The following is a 16,539-nucleotide window of genomic DNA, read 5'->3' as shown; positions in this document are numbered from 1 at the left end:
CGCACCCCTATCGGACCCCTGAGCCGCCCGCGCGCCGCGCGGTGCGGCGCCGTGCGGACCGGCGCCGGGTCAGGGGGCGAAGGCGAGGACGGCGTTCTGCCCGCCGAAGCCGAGCGAGTTCGACAGCGCCAGGCCGACCGGCTGGGGCCGGGCCTCCTTGACCACCACGTCGATGTCGATCTCCGGGTCCTGGCTCTCCAGGTTGGCCGTCGGCGGGATCAGCCCGTTCTCGATCGTCAGCACCGTCAGCGCCGCCTCGATCGCCCCGGCCGCGCCGAGCGTGTGCCCGAGCGCCCCCTTGGCCGAGGTGACCGCCGGGCCGGGACCGAGACAGCGGGCCAGCACCCTGGCCTCCGCCAGGTCGTTCAGCGGCGTCGACGTGCCGTGCGCGTTGACGTGGTCCACGTCGGACGGCACCGCGCCGGCATCGGCGAGCGCGGCGCGCAGCGCCCGCTCCACACCGGCGCCCGACGGGTCCGGCGCCGTCGCGTGGTACGCGTCGGCGGAGGCCCCGTAGCCGACGAGCCGGGCCCGGACCCGGGCGCCGCGGGCCGCGGCGTGCTCGGCGCGTTCGAGGACGAGGATGCCGCTCCCCTCCCCGATGACGAATCCGTCGCGGTCGGTGTCGAACGGCCGGGACGCCGTCGCCGGTGACGTGCTCCGGGTCGACAGCGCCCGCATCCGGGTGAAGCCGGTGAGGATGAGCGGCACCACGGCGGATTCGGTGCCGCCCGCCAGGACGATGTCGCAGACGCCCTGGCGCAGCATGTCCCGGGCCACGCCGATGGCGGTCGCCCCGGAGGCGCACGCCGTGGCGGTGATGAGGTTCGGTCCGGTCGCCCGGAACCGCATGCCCAGGTGCCCGGCGATCATGTTGGGGAGCATCATCGGCATCATCAGCGACGAGACCTGATCGGGTCCCTCGGCGAGGAAGGTCGCGTGCTGCGTCTCCCAGGTTCCGGCGCCGCCCAGGCCGCAGCCGACGACGACGCCGACCCGGGTGCCGTCCCAGGTGGCGGGATCCAGTCCGGCGTCCGCGACGGCCTCGTCCGCGGCGATGAGCCCCAGCTGCACGAAGCGGTCGTACAGGAGGTTGGCGCGGCGGCCCAGCAGCTCCCGGGCGTCGAACTCCGGCACCCGGCACGAGAAGTCGACGGGCAGCCCGGCCAGCGACGGGTCGGTGGCGGCGGTCGGCTCACCGGCGCACACCGCGCGCCAGGTCGGTTCGGTGCCGACGCCGGCGGCGGTCACCAGCCCCAGACCCGTGACGACGACACCGGTGGTCATGACGCGGGGTCGAGCTGGGCTTCGATGAGCTTCACGACGTCGGCGACCGTGCTGCGCGGCGTCGCGTCGTCCTCGTTGATCTCCACGTCGAGGTCCCGCTTGACGACCAGGGTGAGTTCCACCAGGAACAGCGAGTCCAGTTCGAGCTCCTCGAAGGTGACGTCCGGACGGAGCTCGTCGGGCCGCACCTCGAACTGGTTGACCAGGATGTCGGTGAGCCGGTCGTACGCACTTGCCATGGGGTGACTCCTCTTCAGCAGTGGTTCCGTCACTCGCCGGTCGCAACCGCGAGTTCGGGCCAGGTCAGCAGCGTCGAGCCCCAGGTGAGGCCCGCGCCGAACGCGGTCAGCAAGGTCCGCTGCCCGGGTCGCACGGCGCCGTCCGCGACCCCGTGGAACAGCGCCAGCGGGACGGAGGCGGCCGCCGTGTTGCCGACGCGGTCGATGTTGGCGACGACGCGGCCCCGGTCGACGCCCAGCTCGTCGGCGAGCTGGTGCAGGATGCGGATGTTGGCCTGATGGGCCACGATCCGGTCGACGTCGGCGGGCTCCTGGCCGGCGCGCTTGAGCACCGTCCGGCACGAGTCGGCCATCCGCCCGACGGCGTGCTTGAACACCTCGCGGCCGGCCATCGTCAGATACCGTTCGCCGTCCTGTTCCGGCCGGCCGGACATGCGCTGGCGTGAGCCGCCGCCGCCGACCGCGATGAGGTCGGCTCCGGTGCCGTCGCTGCCCAGGTCGATGTGGCCGATCGCGCCCGGCTCCCCGGGGGCACCGGCCCGCAGCACCACCGCGCCGGCCCCGTCGCCGAAGATGGGGGCGGTTCCGCGGTCGAGCGGGTCCAGCAGGCAGGAGTAGGTCTCGGCGCCGATGAGGAGCACCCGGTCGGCGGCCCCGGTGGCGATCAGGCCGGCCGCGGCGGCGAGCCCGTACAGGAACCCGGTGCACGCGGCGTTCATGTCGAAGGCGGCGGCGCCCGTCAGCCCCAGGCGGGTCGCGATCTCGGGGGCGGTGGCCGGGCAGATCCGGTCGGGCGTGGTGGTGGCCAGCACGACGGCGTCCGCCCGCGGCTCGCCGGAGGAGGCCAGGGCGCGCGCGCCGGCCTCGACGGCGAGGTCGGACGTCGCGGAGCCGGGATCGGCCCGGTGACGGCGGGTGATGCCGGTACGGGTGCGGATCCACCGGTCGGAGGTGCCGAGTCCGGCCGGAAGGTCGTCGTTGGTCACCACCCGTGGAGGCAGCCAGCCGCCCAGTCCACAGATCACCGCGGCACGCGTCATGCGCCAACCATGGCAGCGGGCGCTGAAAATCGGCTGAAGGGCCTCTGACGTCCAGGCACTTTCAGTGGTCTGTCAGCGGTCTTTCCGCAGCCGTTCAGGGGCAGGGCGGCCGGGTGCGACAGCATGCAGGGGTGCATTCGGAAGAGGTGTGTTCGCAGCAGGGGCCCGCCGGGGAGACGCGCACCACCGCGGGCAGGATCGCCGAGCTGCGGGCCCGGCGCGAGGCGGCCCGCCACGTCCCCGACCGCACGGTCCGCCGCCTGGCCAGGTTCGGCCGGATGACCGCCCGCGACCGTATCGAACACCTGCTGGATGCGGGCTCGTTCGTGGAGACCGGTCTGCTCGCCCGGCACCGCCACACCGGATTCGCGGCCGACACGGAGCGGCCCGTCGGCGACGGCGTCATCACCGGTCACGGCACGGTGGACGGCCGCAAGGTGTGCGTCTACGCCCAGGACGTCCTGGCGCTGGGCGGCAGCGTCGGCGAGGTCTTCGGCGAGAAGGTGGGCAAGCTCCTCGACCTGGCCCTGACCATCGGCTGCCCGGTCGTCGCCATCAACGACTCCAGCGGCGCGCGCGTCGCCGAGGGCGTGCTCTCCCTGGCCGCCTACGGCCGCATCGCCAACAAGGTGGTCACCGCCTCCGGTGTCGTGCCGCAGATCTCGCTGATCATGGGCCCCTGCGCGGGCGGTGCCGTCTACGTGCCGGCCTGCACCGACTTCGTCGTCATGGTCGACCGGACGTCCCACATGTTCGTGACCGGCCCCGACGTCATCCGGTCGGTGACGGGCGAGCGGGTCCACATGGAGGACCTCGGGGGCGCGCGGGTGCACGCCTCGGTCACCGGCAACGCGCACTACGTGGCCGACAGCGAGGCCGAAGCCCTCGACTACGTACGGGACCTGCTGTCCTTCCTCCCGTCCAACAACCTCGACGAGACGCCGTCCTACCGGACCGACGCGCCCCTCGACGTCACGCCCGACGACCTCGCACTCGAACCGCTGGTGCCCGACGGCCCGCGCGAGGCGTTCGACATGAACGAGGTGATCGCCCGTGTCGTCGACGACGGCGATCTGCTGCAGGTGCACCCGGACTTCGCGCCCAACATCATCTGCGGGTTCGGCCGGATCGAGGGACACACCGTCGGCCTCGTCGCCAACCAGCCGCTGCACCTGGCCGGCGCGCTCGACATCGCGGCCGCCGAGAAGGCCGCACGCTTCGTGCGCTTCTGCGACGCGTTCAACGTCCCCATCGTCACCCTGGTGGACGTCCCCGGCTTCCTGCCCGGCACCGCCCAGGAACACCAGGGCATCGTCCGGCGCGGCGCCAAGCTCGGCTTCGCCTACATCGAGGCGACGGTGCCCAAGGTGACCGTCATCGTCCGGAAGGCGTTCGGCGGCGGGTACGCGGTGATGGGGTCCAAGGAACTCGGCGCCGACATGAGCTTCGCCTGGCCCACCGCCACGATCGGTGTGATGGGCGCCGCCAGCGCCGTCGACATGCTGTGCCACCGCGGTCTGGGCGCCGCCGACGACCCCGCCGCGCTGCGCGAGGAGCTGATCGAGGAGTACGAGGAGACCGTGCTCACCCCCTACATGGCGGCCGAACGCGGCTGCCTCGACGACGTGATCCTGCCGTCGGAGACCCGGCCCGCCGTGCTGCGCGCGCTCAGGGCGCTGCGCACCAAGCGCACGACACCGCCGCCGCGCAAGCACAGCAACATCCCGCTGTGACGGACCCCGGGGTCGAATAGGGGGGTCTGCCGGGGGATATACGGGGCGGCGGCTGTTGACGCTGTCCGGAGGCGGCGGCAAGCATGGGCCGCGTCGATCGTTCGTCGGCACGCCCCATGACAGCACCGGCCAGGCGGAGAGTCCCGATGGAAGTAGCAATTCTCGGCCCCCTGACGGTGATCGGGAAGGGACCCGTCCCGGTGGGCGGAACCAAGGTGCGGGCCCTGCTCGCCCTCCTCGCCCTCGACGCCGGCTCGGTCGTGTCCTCGCAGGACCTGGCGGACGAACTCTGGGACGACCGCCCGCCGCGCACCATCAGGAACACCCTCCAGGCCCACATCGCCCGGCTGCGCCGGACACTGGAGGAGGCGGGCCGGCCGGACGCGCTGCAGACGGTGCACGAGGGGTACGTGCTGGACCTGCCCCCCGACGCGATCGACGCCCAGCGCTTCCAGCACCTCGCCGCCCGTGGCGCCCGGCGCATCGCCGACCGTCCGCAGACCGCCGTCGAACTCCTCGAACAGGCCCTGGGCCTGTGGCGGGGGCCCGTGCTGCTCGACGCCGGCAACGGGGCGCGCTGCCGTTCCGCGGCGCTGTGGCTCAACGACAGCCGCGTCGCCGCGCACGAGAACCTCATGGCCGCACGGCTGGCCCTCGGCGACGAACGCGCGGTCGCCGCCGAACTGGAGAGCCTGGCGGCACGGCACCCACTGCGCGAGGGCCTGCACGACCTGCTCATGCTCGCGCTGTACCGGGCGGACCGGCAGGCCGAGGCGGTGGAGGTGTTCCACCGGCTGCGCCGCCGCCTGCGCGACGACCTCGGCCTGCAGCCCGGCCCTCAGATCCAGCGCCGGTACCGCGCCATCCTCGACCAGGACCCCGCGCTCACCGCGCCACCGCACGCGGTGTGACGTCCGACGGGCCCGGCCGGCGGGCCAGGGCCCACCGGTCCCGGCTCACGGGCCCGGACGCACCCGCCCCGGCCGACGGGCCGGGACTCACGGCCCCCGGCTCACGGCCGCTGCTCGACGACCTTCGCGTGCTGGAGCGTTCCGACGAGCTGGATGCGGAGGCGCGGGTCGGGCACGGCGTCGTCCGAGGCACGCTTGACCTGTGAGTACGTCAGGTGGAGCTGGTCGGTGTCGATCGCGATGCCGGGTGCCGTGACGATCACGAGCTTGCCGTGCTCCATGTCCGCGTCGATGCGCAGCGTCCCCGACGTGATCACCGCGTCGGTGAAGTCGAGGGTGACCCGGCACATCTTCGTGCGCACCGTGATGTGCCGCGGAACCGTCCAGTGGCCGGCCCGTGACCAGGCGCCGCCGCGCTGCTCGACGACGATGTCCTCCGCCGTCATGGCGTCGGCCGGCAGGTCCGCGACCAGCGCGGCCAGCTCGCCCTGCGTCTGCGCCACCAGCGCGCGCTCCACGCGGTCCTCGAGCTCCTCCGAGGTGAGCCGGCCGTCCCCGCCGGCGATCCGCAGAACGTCCACGACGCGGTCACGGTCTCCGTGCGATGCCCTCAGCTCGGGCAGGTTCGTCGACATGGCAAACATCCTTTCACAGACGGTACTTGTGGTGTCGGTCCCCGGGTGCCCGCCGGCGGAACGAGTCCGTGGCGGGCACCCCCGGTGGCGGTCCCGACGGCGCGGCGGCCGGCCGCGCGGGCCCGGCTACTCCGTTCCCTCGCGCAGCTCCTTCTGGATGAGGGCGATGAGTTCGTCGTCGCCGGCCGCGTCGAGCCGCTCGGCGAGCGACTCGTCCGCACCGGCGGGCCCGTCCGCCGTCCACTTCTCCAGGAAGGCCTGGAGCCGGACGGTCACCCGGGCGCGGACCAGTCCGTCGGTCCGGCCGGCGGCGAAGGCCGCGTCGAGCTCGTCCAGCGCGCTGATCATGGGCTCGGCGACATCGGCTCCGCCGCCGCCCAGCTCGTCGAGCAGGTGCCGCACGAGCGCGGCCGGCGTCGGATGGTCGAACACGACCGTCGAGGCGAGCGGCAGACCGCTCTCCCTCGCCAGTTCGTTGCGGAACTCGACCGCCGTCAGCGAGTCGAACCCGAGATCCCGGAACGGCCTCCTGTCGATGTCCTCCTCCGACTTGTAGCCGAGCACGGCGCCGATGCCGCGGCGGACCATCCCGGACAGCTCCGCCTCCTGTTCCTCGGGGCTCATCGGAGCCAGACGCGCGCGCAGACCGGCGGCGCTCGCGCCGCCGTCCTCGTCCTGCTCCACGGCTCCTTCCCCGGCCGCCGCGGTGAACGCCTGGAGCAGCGGGCTGGGCCGCAGAAGCGTGAAGGCCTCGGCGAAGCGTGTCCAGTCGACGTCGGCGACGGTCAGGCCGCTGTCGCCGTGATCCACGGCGTCCGCCAGCGCCCGGATCGCCAGGTCGGCGTCCAGGGGTGCCAGCCCGCGGCGGCGCAGGCCCTGTTCCGCCTCGCCCCGGGCCGCCATGCCGGCTCCGGCCCAGGGTCCCCAGGCGAGGGACGTGCCCACCAGACCGCGCTCACGGCGGTGCTGGACCCACGCGTCGAGGAAGGCGTTGCCCGCCGCGTACGCGCTCTGGCCGCCGCTGCCCCAGGTCGCGGCGATCGAGGAGAACACCACGAACAGGCCGAGCGGCATGCCCGCGGTGAGTTCGTCGAGGTGCCGGGTCCCGTCGACCTTCGCACGGAGCACCGAGGCGAAGGCCTCGGGACCGGTCTCCTCGATCCGCTGCGGGAGGTCGAGGCCCGCCGCGTGGACGACACCGGTCAGCGGCAGACCGGCGGGGACACCGTCGATCACCGCGGCCAGGGCGTCCCGGTCGGCCACGTCGCAGGCGGCGACCGTGACCTGCGCGCCCAGTCGGGCGAGCTCCTCGACCAGTCCGTCGGGCGCGACGCCGCCACGGCTCGTCAGCACCAGGTGCGGCACACCGCGGCCGGCCAGCCAGCGGGCCACCTCCGCGCCCAGCGCACCGGTGCCGCCCGTGACCAGCACGGTGCCGGACGGGTCCGGGCTCCACGGCGCGGCCGGCGCGTCGGCAGGCACCGCACGCTCCAGCCGGCGGCCGTACACCCCGGTCCCCCGGACCGCGACCTGGTCCTCGCCGCCGGCGGCGGCCAGGACGCCCGCGAGGCGCTCGGCGGCCCGCGCGTCCGGCCCGGCCGGCAGGTCGACGAGACCGCCCCAGCGCTGCGGCAGTTCCAGGGCCGCGACACGGCCCAGGCCCCACACCGCCGCCAGGTCCGGATCGCCGGGCCCGTCGGAACCGTCCGCGGACACCGCGCCCCGGGTGAGCACCCACAACGGCGCGTCCACCCCGGCCAGCCCCTGCACGACGGCCAGCGTCTGCGCCGCACCGGAGGCGACCAGCACCACACCCGCCAGGCCGGGCAGTCCCGGCACGTCCTCGGCGGGAAGGGCGACGACGGTCGCGCCCGCGGCGTCCAGCGCCGCCGACACCTCCGGGTCCTCGGTGCCGACGACCGCCCAGAGGCCGCTCAGGGAAGCCGCCCGCGGCAGGCCGTCCAGCGGCTGCCAGGTGATCCGGTAGCGCCAGGAGTCGAGCGCCGACCGCTCCCGGTGACGCCGCCGCCACGCCGACAGCGCGGGCAACGCCGACTCCAGACCGTCGAGTTCCGCCAGGTCCTCGCGTTCCACCGCGTCCCAGAACGCCGCATCGGCCAGCTCATCGCCGCCGGCACCAGCGGCGTCCGTCACCGCGAGCTCGGGCCAGTAGCGCTCACGCTGGAACGCGTACGTCGGCAGACCGACCGTCCGGCCGCCCCAGCCGGCGAACACCGCCGTCCAGTCGACCTCGGCACCGCACGCCCACAGGCGGCTGATCGCGGTGAGGGCGGTGCCCGCCTCGTCGCGGTCCTTGCGCAGGACGGAGACGAACTCCGCCGCGGTGACCGTGTCCTGGGCCATGCCCGACAGGACACCGTCCGGGCCGAGTTCCACGTACCGCGTCACGCCCAGCGCGTCGAGCGCCGTGACGCCGTCCGCGAAGCGGACCGTGCCGCGGACCTGGTCCAGCCAGTACGCGGGCTGCTGCATCGCACCGGGTTCGGCGACCGCGCCGGTCAGGTTCGACACGACCGGGATGCGCGCCGGGTGGAACGTGAGGCCGTCCAGCACCCGCGCGAACTCCGCCAGCATCGGTTCCATCAGCGCCGAGTGGAACGCGTGCGACACGCTCAGGACCGTGCACCGGCGCCCCTGCTCCGCGCATCGGGCGGCGTAGTGCCCGATGGCCGCCGAGTCGCCGGAGAGCACCACCGAGGTGGGGCCGTTGACCGCGGCGACGTCCAGGCCGGAGCCGGCGACCTCGGCCTCGGTGGCCCGGACGGCGAGCATGCCGCCGCCCGCGGGCAGCGCCTGCATCAGCCGGCCCCGCTCCGCGACCAGCACACAGGCGTCGTCCAGGTCGAGGACGCCCGCCACATGCGCGGCGGCGATCTCCCCGAGGGAATGGCCCAGCAGCACGTCCGGGGTCACACCCCACGACTCGACGAGCCGGAACAGCGCGACTTCGAGCGCGAACAGCCCCGCCTGCGCCCACACCGTCCGGTCCAGGTCGACGCCGTCGGCCAGCACCTCGCGCAGCGGACGCTCCAGCCGCACGTCGAGCCGGGCGCACACCGCGTCGAACGCCTCCGCGAACACCGGGAACGCCTCGCGCAGCTCCAGGCCCATGCCCGGGCGCTGCGCACCCTGGCCGGTGAACAGGAACGCCGTCCGGCCGTCGCCGGCGAAGCCCGTGGCGAGCGTCGTGTCCCCGGCCAGCACCGCGCGGTGCTCCAGCCCGGCCCGGGTGGTCGCGAGCGACCAGCCGACGTCCACCGGGTCCAGCTCCGGCCGCCGCGCGGCGAACGACCTCAGCCGCTCCACCTGCGCGCCCAGCGCGGCGCCGGACTTCGCCGACACCACCCACGGCACGACACCGCCGGGCACCCGACGCGGCCCGGCGGCCGGAACCGTCTCCGGCTCCGGCTCGGGCTTCGGCGCCTGCTCCAGGATGACGTGCGCGTTGGTGCCGCTGATCCCGAAGGACGACACCGCCGCACGGCGCGGACGGCCGGCCTCCGGCCACGAACGCGCCTCGGTCAGCAGCTCCACCGCGCCCGCGGACCAGTCCACCTGGGTGGACGGCTCGTCGACGTGCAGCGTCGCGGGCAGCAGACCGTGCCGCAGCGCCATGACCATCTTGATGACGCCCGCAGCGCCGGCGGCGGCCTGGGTGTGACCGATGTTCGACTTCACCGAGCCCAGCCACAGCGGCTCGCCCGCACCGCGCTCCTGCCCGTAGGTCGCCAGGAGCGCCTGCGCCTCGATCGGGTCCCCGAGACGGGTGCCCGTGCCGTGCGCCTCGACCACGTCGACGTCCGCGCCCGTGAGGTCGGCGTTGGCGAGGGCCTGGCGGATCACCCGCTGCTGCGAGGGACCGTTCGGGGCCGTCAGACCGTTGGACGCGCCGTCCTGGTTGACCGCGCTGCCCCGCACCACGGCGAGGATCTCGTGCCCGTTGCGCTCGGCGTCCGAGAGCCGCTCGACGAGCAGCAGACCGACACCCTCGCCCCAGCCCGTGCCGTCCGCGCCCGCCGCGAACGCCTTGCACCGGCCGTCGGCGGCCAGACCGTCCTGACGGTCGAACTCCACGAACGCACCAGGGGTGACCATCACCGTCACACCGCCGGCCAGGGCGAGTTCGCACTCACCGGCCCGCAGGGCCTGACCGGCCCAGTGCAGCGCGACCAGCGACGACGAACACGCCGTGTCCACCGTCACCGCCGGGCCCTCCAGACCGAAGGCGTAGGAGACCCGGCCCGACAGCACCGCCGCCGCGTTCCCCACGGCCGCGTGTCCGTCACCGGAGTCCCGCGACACCGCGAGGACCTGCCCGTAGTCCTGGCCGTTGGTACCGGCGAAGACACCCACACTGCGGCCGCGCTGCGAACGCGGGTCCATCCCCGCCGACTCGAACGCCTCCCAGGCGGTCTCCAGCAGCAGCCGCTGCTGCGGGTCCATCGCCAGCGCCTCGCGCGGCGAGATCCCGAACAGGCCCGCGTCGAACTCGCCGGCGTCATGGACGAATCCGCCCACGCCGCCCGCGACACCGGACACCTCGGCCGGCCATCCCCGGTCGGCCGGGAACACCGACAATCCGTCCGCCCCGTCCAGGACCAGGTCCCACAACTGCTCGGGCGATCCCACACCGCCGGGGAAGCGGCACGCCATCCCGACGATCGCCAGCGGCTCGTCGGTGCCCGCCGGCAGCGCCGGCGCACCGGACGCGACCACCGCTCCCGTACCGGTCAGCTCCGCGCCGAGGTGACCGGCGAGGGCGCCCGGTGTCGGGTGGTCGAACACGAGGGTGGTCGGCAGCGACAGCTCCGTCGCCGCGGACAGCAGATTGCGCAGCTCGACCGCCATCAGCGAATCGAAGCCCAGCTCCCGGAACACCCGGTCCGGCTCCACCGCCTGCACCCCGGCATGGCCGAGGACGGCCGCGGCCTGCCCCCGGACCAGGTCGAGCAGGACCTGGCGGCGCCTGCCGTCCGACAGGCCCGCCAGCTGCTCCCGCAGGCTCGGCCCGCTCGGGCCGGCCGGCAGAGCCGCCGCGACCGCGGCGGCCTCCGGAAGGTCCGCCAGCAGACGGCTGGGGCGTGCCGAGGTGAACACCGGGACGAACCGCTCCCAGTCGACGTCCACGACCGTTACATCCGCGTCACCGGACCGGACCGCGTCGCCGAACACACGCAGCGCGAGCTCCGCGTCCAGCGGACGGACCCCGCCGCGCCGCAGCCGCTCGCGGACGGCACCGTCGGCCGCCATGCCCTCCTCGGCCCACGGACCCCACGCCACCGACACGGCCGGCAGGCCACGCCCGCGACGCCACTGGACCCACGCGTCCACACACGCGTTCGCGGCGGCGTAGTTGCCCTGACCCGCGCTGCCCACCGAGCCCGCGAGCGAGGAGAACACCACCAGCCACTCGACGGGCAGCTCCGCCGTCACCGCGTCCAGGTTGACCAGACCGTCCACCTTCGGCGCCATCACCGACGCCAGACGCTCCGCCGACAGGCCCTCCAGCAACCCGTCGTCCAGCACACCCGCCGCATGGACCACGCCCGTCAGCGGCACATCGTCCGGCACGCCCGCGACGACCGCCGCCAGCGCCTCCCGGTCGGCCACATCGCACGCGGCCACGGTCACCCGCGCGCCCAGCTCCGCGAGTTCGTCGACCAGTCCCTCCGGCGCGACACCGCCGCGGCTGGTCAGCAGCAGATGCGGCACACCCCGCCGCGCCAGCCACCGCGCGACCTCGGCGCCCAGCGCTCCGGTGCCACCCGTGACGAGCACCGTCCCCGACGGGTCCGGGCTCCACGACGTGTCCTGCGGCGCGGGAGGCACGGCGCGCACCAGACGGCGCCCGAACACCCCCGACCCGCGGACCGCGACCTGGTCCTCACCGCCGCCGGCGGCACCGGCGGCCAGGACGCCCGCGAGGCGGGCACCCGCCCGCGCGTCCAGCTCGGCCGGCAGGTCGATCAGGCCGCCCCAGCGGCCCGGGATCTCCAGCGCCGCGACCCGGCCCAGGCCCCACACAGCCGCCAGGCCCGGATCACGCAGCCGGTCCGGACCACCGACCGACACCGCACCGCGGGTGAGCACCCACAGCGGGGCGTCCACCCCGGCCAGGCCCTGCACAACGGACAGCGTCTCCGCCACGCCCGAGGCGACCAGCACCACACCGGCCAGGCCCGGCAGACCCGCGACCTCCGCCACCGGGACACCCACGACCGACGCGCCCGCCGCCGCGAGGGCCGCGGACACCTCCGGGTCCTCGGTGCCGACGACCGCCCACACACCGGACAGCGTCTGCGACGACCGGCCGTCCAGCGGACGCCATGTCACCCGGTAGCGCCACGCGTCGACCGTGGACCGCTCCTGATGACGCCGACGCCACGCGGACAGCGCCGGCAACGCCGACTCCAGGCCCGCGAGTTCCGCCAGGTCCTCCCGTTCCACCGCGTCCCAGAACGCGGCATCGACCAGGTCGCCACCGCTCGCGGCGGCCGTCGGCGACGCGTCCGGCCAGTACCGCTCACGCTGGAAGGCGTACGTCGGCAGATCGACCGTCCGGCCGCCCCACCCGGCGAACAACGCCGTCACGTCGACGGACGCGCCGGAGGCCCACAGTCGGCCGACGGCCGCGAGGGCGGTGCCGGTCTCGTCGCGGTCCTTGCGCAGGAGGGAGACGAACTCGACGCCGCTGACCGTGTCCTGGGCCATGCCCGACAGGACACCGTCGGGACCGAGCTCCAGGCAGCGGATCACGCCCATCGCGTCGAGCGTCGCGGCACCGTCCGCGAAGCGGACCGCCTGCCGCACCTGGCGCAGCCAGTATCCGGGCTCCTGCATCAGCCCCGGCTCGGCCACCTCGCCGGTCAGGTTGGAGACGACCGGGATCCGGGCCGGGTGGAACGTCAGCCCGTCCAGGACCTGTGCGAAGTCGTCCAGCACCGGTTCCATGAGGGCGGAGTGGAACGCGTGCGACACCGACAGGATGTGGTGACGCAGGCCCCGCTCGGCGCATCGGGCCGCGTAGTGCCCGATGGCTTCGACGCTGCCGGAGAGGACGACGGAGGCGGGCCCGTTGACGGCGGCGATGTCCAGGCCGCTGTCGGCGACCTCGGCCTCGGCGGCCTGGACGGCGAGCATGCCACCGCCGGCGGGCAGCGCCTGCATCAGCCGGCCGCGCTCGGCGACCAGCACGCACGCGTCGTCGAGGTCGAGGATTCCCGCGACGTGGGCGGCGCTGATCTCGCCCAGGGAGTGCCCCAGCAGCACGTCCGGGGTCACGCCCCAGGACTCGACCAGGCGGAACAGGGCGACTTCCAGGGCGAAGAGGCCTGCCTGGGCCCACATGGTCCGGTCGAGGTCGGCGCCGTCGGTGAGGACGTCCCGCAGGGGGCGTCCGAGCCGTGCGTCCAGCCTCGCGCAGACCGCGTCGAACGCCTCCGCGAACACCGGGAACGCCTCGTACAGCCCCAGGCCCATGCCCGCGCGCTGCGATCCCTGGCCGGTGAACAGGAACGCCGTCCGGCCCTCACGGGCGGTACCCGTGGCGAGTGTCCCGTCCCCGGACAGGACCGCACGGTGCTCCAGTGCGGCCCTGGTGGTCGCGAGCGACCAGCCGATGTCGACGGGGTCCAGCTCCGGGTGGCCGGTGACGAACGACCTCAGGCGTTCGATCTGCCCCTGAAGCCCGGTCTCGGAGTTCGCCGAGACCATCCACGGCACCTGCGCCGGCGCCCGCCTCGTCGTGTCGTCCTGTGCCGGCTCCGGTTCAGGGGCCTGTTCCAGGATGACGTGGGCGTTGGTGCCGCTGATACCGAAGGAGGAGATGCCCGCGCGGCGGGGGCGGTCCTGTACCTGTGGCCAGGCCCGGGATTCGGTGAGGAGTTCCACCGCACCCGCCGACCAGTCCACCTGCGGCGACGGCTCGTCCACATGCAGCGTCGCCGGCAGGACGCCGTGCCGCATCGCCATGACCATCTTGATCAGGCCCGCGACACCGGCCGCCGCCTGTGTGTGGCCGATGTTCGACTTCACCGAACCCAGCCACAGCGGCTCGCGCTCGTCACGCCCCTGGCCATAGGTGGCGAGGAGCGCCTGCGCCTCGATCGGGTCCCCGAGACGGGTTCCCGTGCCGTGGGCCTCCACCGCGTCGATGTCGGCACCGGTGAGGCGGGCGTTGGACAGCGCCTGGCGGATCACCCGCTGCTGCGACGGCCCGTTCGGCGCCGTCAACCCGTTGCTCGCACCGTCCTGGTTGACCGCACTGCCCCGCACCACGGCGAGGATCCTGTGCCCGTTGCGCCGGGCGTCGGAGAGCCGCTCGACGAGAAGAAGACCGACCCCCTCCGCCCAGCCCGTGCCGTCCGCACCCGCCGCGAAGGACTTGCACCGGCCGTCCGCCGCCAGCCCGTCCTGACGGTCGAACTCCGCGAAGGTGGTCGGACTGACCATCACCGTCACACCACCGGCCAGCGCCATGTCGCACTCACCCGAGCGCAGCGCCTGCCCGGCCAAGTGGAGTGCCACCAGCGACGACGAACACGCCGTGTCGACGGTGACGGCCGGACCCTCCAGACCGAAGACGTAGGCCGCCCGGCCGGAGATCACGCTGTTCGCCGCACCCGACAGCACATGCCCCTCGGAACCGGCGACATATCCCGACGACAACGCCCCAGCGAACACACCCACGCTGCGGCCCCGCAGCGACCGCGGGTCCATCCCCGCGGACTCGAACGTCTCCCAGGCCGCCTCCAGCAGCAGCCGCTGCTGCGGATCCATCGACAACGCCTCACGCGGCGAAATCCCGAACAGCTCGGCGTCGAACTCGTCCGCGTCATGGACGAACCCGCCCACACCCGCACCCCGCGCGGCCAGCTCCGCCGGCCACCCACGATCCACCGGGAACGGCGACAAACCGTCCAGCCCACCCGAGACCAGATCCCACAACTGCTCCGGCGACGTCACCCCACCGGGCAGCCGGCACGCCATACCCACGATCGCCAGCGGCTCGTCGGATCCGGTCGCCGACAGCCGCTGGGCAGGCTCCCCGACCGATTCCGCGCCGCCGAAGAACTCCGCCAGCAGATGATCGGTCAGTACCACCGGGCTCGGATAGTCGAACACCAGCGTCGCGGGCAGCCGCAACCCCGTCGCCGCCGTGAGCCGGTTGCGCAGTTCGACGGCGGTCAGCGAGTCGAAGCCGAGGTCCTTGAACGCGTGACGCTCGCCGACGGCGTCCACCGAGGCGTGGCCCAGAACGGCCGCGGCACTCCCCCGCACCAGCTCCAGCAGCACCTGCGCGCGCCGGGCACCGGGCATCGAGCGAAGCCGCTGTGCCAGCGCCAGGCCCGCGCCCGACGCCTGCGCGACACCGCGCCGCACCCGGCCGGTGACCAGACCACGCAGCAGCGCGGGCACCTCACCGGCCGCCCGCACCGCCGCCAGATCCAGACGGACCGGCACCACATGCGCAGCCGACAGCCCCAGCGCCGCATCGAACAGCGCAAGGCCCTGCTCGGTGGACGTCCCCGTGGACAACTGGTCCCGGAGATGACCGGTCATCCCGCTGGCCTCCTGCCACAGCCCCCAGGCCAGGGACAGGCCGGGCAGACCCTCCGCGCGGCGGCGGACGGCAAGGGCGTCGAGGTAGGCGTTGGCGGCCGAGTAGTTGGCCTGCCCCGGGGTGCCGAACGTCGCCGACGCCGAGGAGTACAGCACGAAGAGTGCCAGGTCGGTCTCGCGGGTCAGTTCGTCGAGGTTCGCCGCCGCCGTGGCCTTGGCGCGCAGGACGGTGTCCAGACGCTCCTGGGTAAGGGCGGTGACGATGCCGTCGTCGAGGACACCGGCGGCGTGCACGACACCCGTGAGCGGCGCCTCGGCGGGAATGTCCGCGAGGACCGCCGCGAGGGCGTCACGATCGGCCGCGTCACACGCCACGACCCGTGCGTCCGCTCCGAGTTCGGCGAGTTCGGTGGTCAGGTCGCCGGCACCGGGGGCGTCGGGCCCCTGACGGGACAGCAGCACCAGGTGCCGCACGCCGTGCTCGGTGACCAGGTGGCGGGCCAGGAGCCCGCCGAGGGTCCCGGTGCCGCCCGTGATCAGGACGGTGCCGTCACCGTTCAGCGATGCGGCAGCCTGGCCCCTGCCGGTGGCGCGGGCGAGGCGGGGCGCCAGCAGCGCGCCGTCGCGGACGGCGACCTGTGGCTCGTCCAGGCCGGTCAGCAGAGACAGATCCACCGGAGAGTCGTCAGCCGGATCGGCGTCCACGAGGACGATGCGGTCCGGGTGCTCCGACTGCGCCGAACGCACCAGACCCCACACCGCCGCACCCACCGGGTCCACGACACCGTCCGAGCCCGCGGGCGCGGGACTGCCGGAACTCGTGGGCGCGGCAGTGCCGGACCCTGTGGGAGCGAGACTGCCGGAACCCTTGGGCGCGGCACTGGCGGAGCCCGTGGGCGCGGCGCCCCGGGTCACGACCGCCAGACGCGAGCCGTACGTGCTCTCGTCGGCCAGCCACTCCTGCACACCGCGCAGGACCTCGCCGAGGACCTGCTCCACCGGGCCGTCGCCGGCCTCCAGCACCGTCCACGCCGGGTCCTCACCACCAGCGGTGTCCGGCGACAGCTCGACCCACTCGACCGCGAACAGCGCGTCAGCCGTGGTGTTCCCGG

At 74.2% G+C, this 16,539-nt stretch carries 6 protein-coding genes and 1 pseudogene; 2 read left to right on the top strand and 5 right to left on the bottom strand.

The genetic code is table 11. The features are described 5' to 3' along the window. Window positions 1-69: 69 nt before the first annotated feature. The 3 genes from JE024_RS30825 to JE024_RS30815 are packed head-to-tail and all read right to left on the bottom strand — an operon-like array spanning window position 70 to window position 2,566. Window positions 70-1,287 (bottom strand): beta-ketoacyl-[acyl-carrier-protein] synthase family protein, encoded by a 1,218-nt coding sequence (locus tag JE024_RS30825; protein WP_205377186.1) that lies wholly within the window; start codon window positions 1,285-1,287, stop codon window positions 70-72. Continuing rightward, window positions 1,284-1,526, bottom strand: coding sequence for an acyl carrier protein (locus JE024_RS30820; protein WP_205377185.1), 243 nt, complete (start codon window positions 1,524-1,526; stop codon window positions 1,284-1,286). The genes JE024_RS30825 and JE024_RS30820 overlap by 4 nt, the downstream gene beginning before the upstream one ends. Before the next feature lie 29 nt (window positions 1,527-1,555). Further along, window positions 1,556-2,566 (bottom strand): beta-ketoacyl-ACP synthase III, encoded by a 1,011-nt coding sequence (locus JE024_RS30815; protein ID WP_205377184.1) that lies wholly within the window; start codon window positions 2,564-2,566, stop codon window positions 1,556-1,558. A gap of 131 nt (window positions 2,567-2,697) precedes the next feature. Between JE024_RS30815 and JE024_RS30810 the strand changes: the two genes are divergently transcribed. Together JE024_RS30810 and JE024_RS30805 are read left to right on the top strand one after the other, a co-directional pair. Continuing rightward, the gene (locus JE024_RS30810; RefSeq protein ID WP_244883273.1) at window positions 2,698-4,299 is read left to right on the top strand and encodes an acyl-CoA carboxylase subunit beta; all 1,602 of its coding nucleotides are present in this window, start codon (window positions 2,698-2,700) and stop codon (window positions 4,297-4,299) included. 146 nt (window positions 4,300-4,445) lie between these two features. Further along, window positions 4,446-5,210 (top strand): AfsR/SARP family transcriptional regulator, encoded by a 765-nt coding sequence (locus JE024_RS30805; protein WP_205377183.1) that lies wholly within the window; start codon window positions 4,446-4,448, stop codon window positions 5,208-5,210. Window positions 5,211-5,311: 101 nt separating this feature from the next. Here JE024_RS30805 and JE024_RS30800 read toward each other — a convergent pair whose 3' ends face one another. Both JE024_RS30800 and JE024_RS42705 read right to left on the bottom strand, forming a co-directional pair. Further along, window positions 5,312-5,845, bottom strand: a complete 534-nt coding sequence (locus tag JE024_RS30800) for a DUF1707 SHOCT-like domain-containing protein (RefSeq protein ID WP_372449885.1) — start codon at window positions 5,843-5,845, stop codon at window positions 5,312-5,314. A gap of 126 nt (window positions 5,846-5,971) precedes the next feature. Further along, window positions 5,972-16,471 (bottom strand): annotated as a pseudogene (locus tag JE024_RS42705) (type I polyketide synthase); the annotation flags it as partial. Window positions 16,472-16,539: the final 68 nt, after the last annotated feature.

The organism is Streptomyces zhihengii (assembly GCF_016919245.1).
GTDB classification, from domain to species: Bacteria; Actinomycetota; Actinomycetes; order Streptomycetales; family Streptomycetaceae; genus Streptomyces; species Streptomyces zhihengii.
The sequence above is the reverse complement of the archived record's forward strand: the minus strand, read 5'-3'. Positions and strand labels throughout refer to the sequence as shown.

Bases quoted from the DNA above. Each gene is read 5' to 3' on its own strand.
- JE024_RS30800 (WP_372449885.1), bottom strand. From the start codon at position 5,845: ATGTCGACGAACCTGCCCGAGCTGAGGGCATCGCACGGAGACCGTGAC.
- JE024_RS30805 (WP_205377183.1), top strand. From the start codon at position 4,446: ATGGAAGTAGCAATTCTCGGCCCCCTGACGGTGATCGGGAAGGGACCC.
- JE024_RS30820 (WP_205377185.1), bottom strand. From the start codon at position 1,526: ATGGCAAGTGCGTACGACCGGCTCACCGACATCCTGGTCAACCAGTTC.
- JE024_RS30815 (WP_205377184.1), bottom strand. From the start codon at position 2,566: ATGACGCGTGCCGCGGTGATCTGTGGACTGGGCGGCTGGCTGCCTCCA.
- JE024_RS30825 (WP_205377186.1), bottom strand. From the start codon at position 1,287: ATGACCACCGGTGTCGTCGTCACGGGTCTGGGGCTGGTGACCGCCGCC.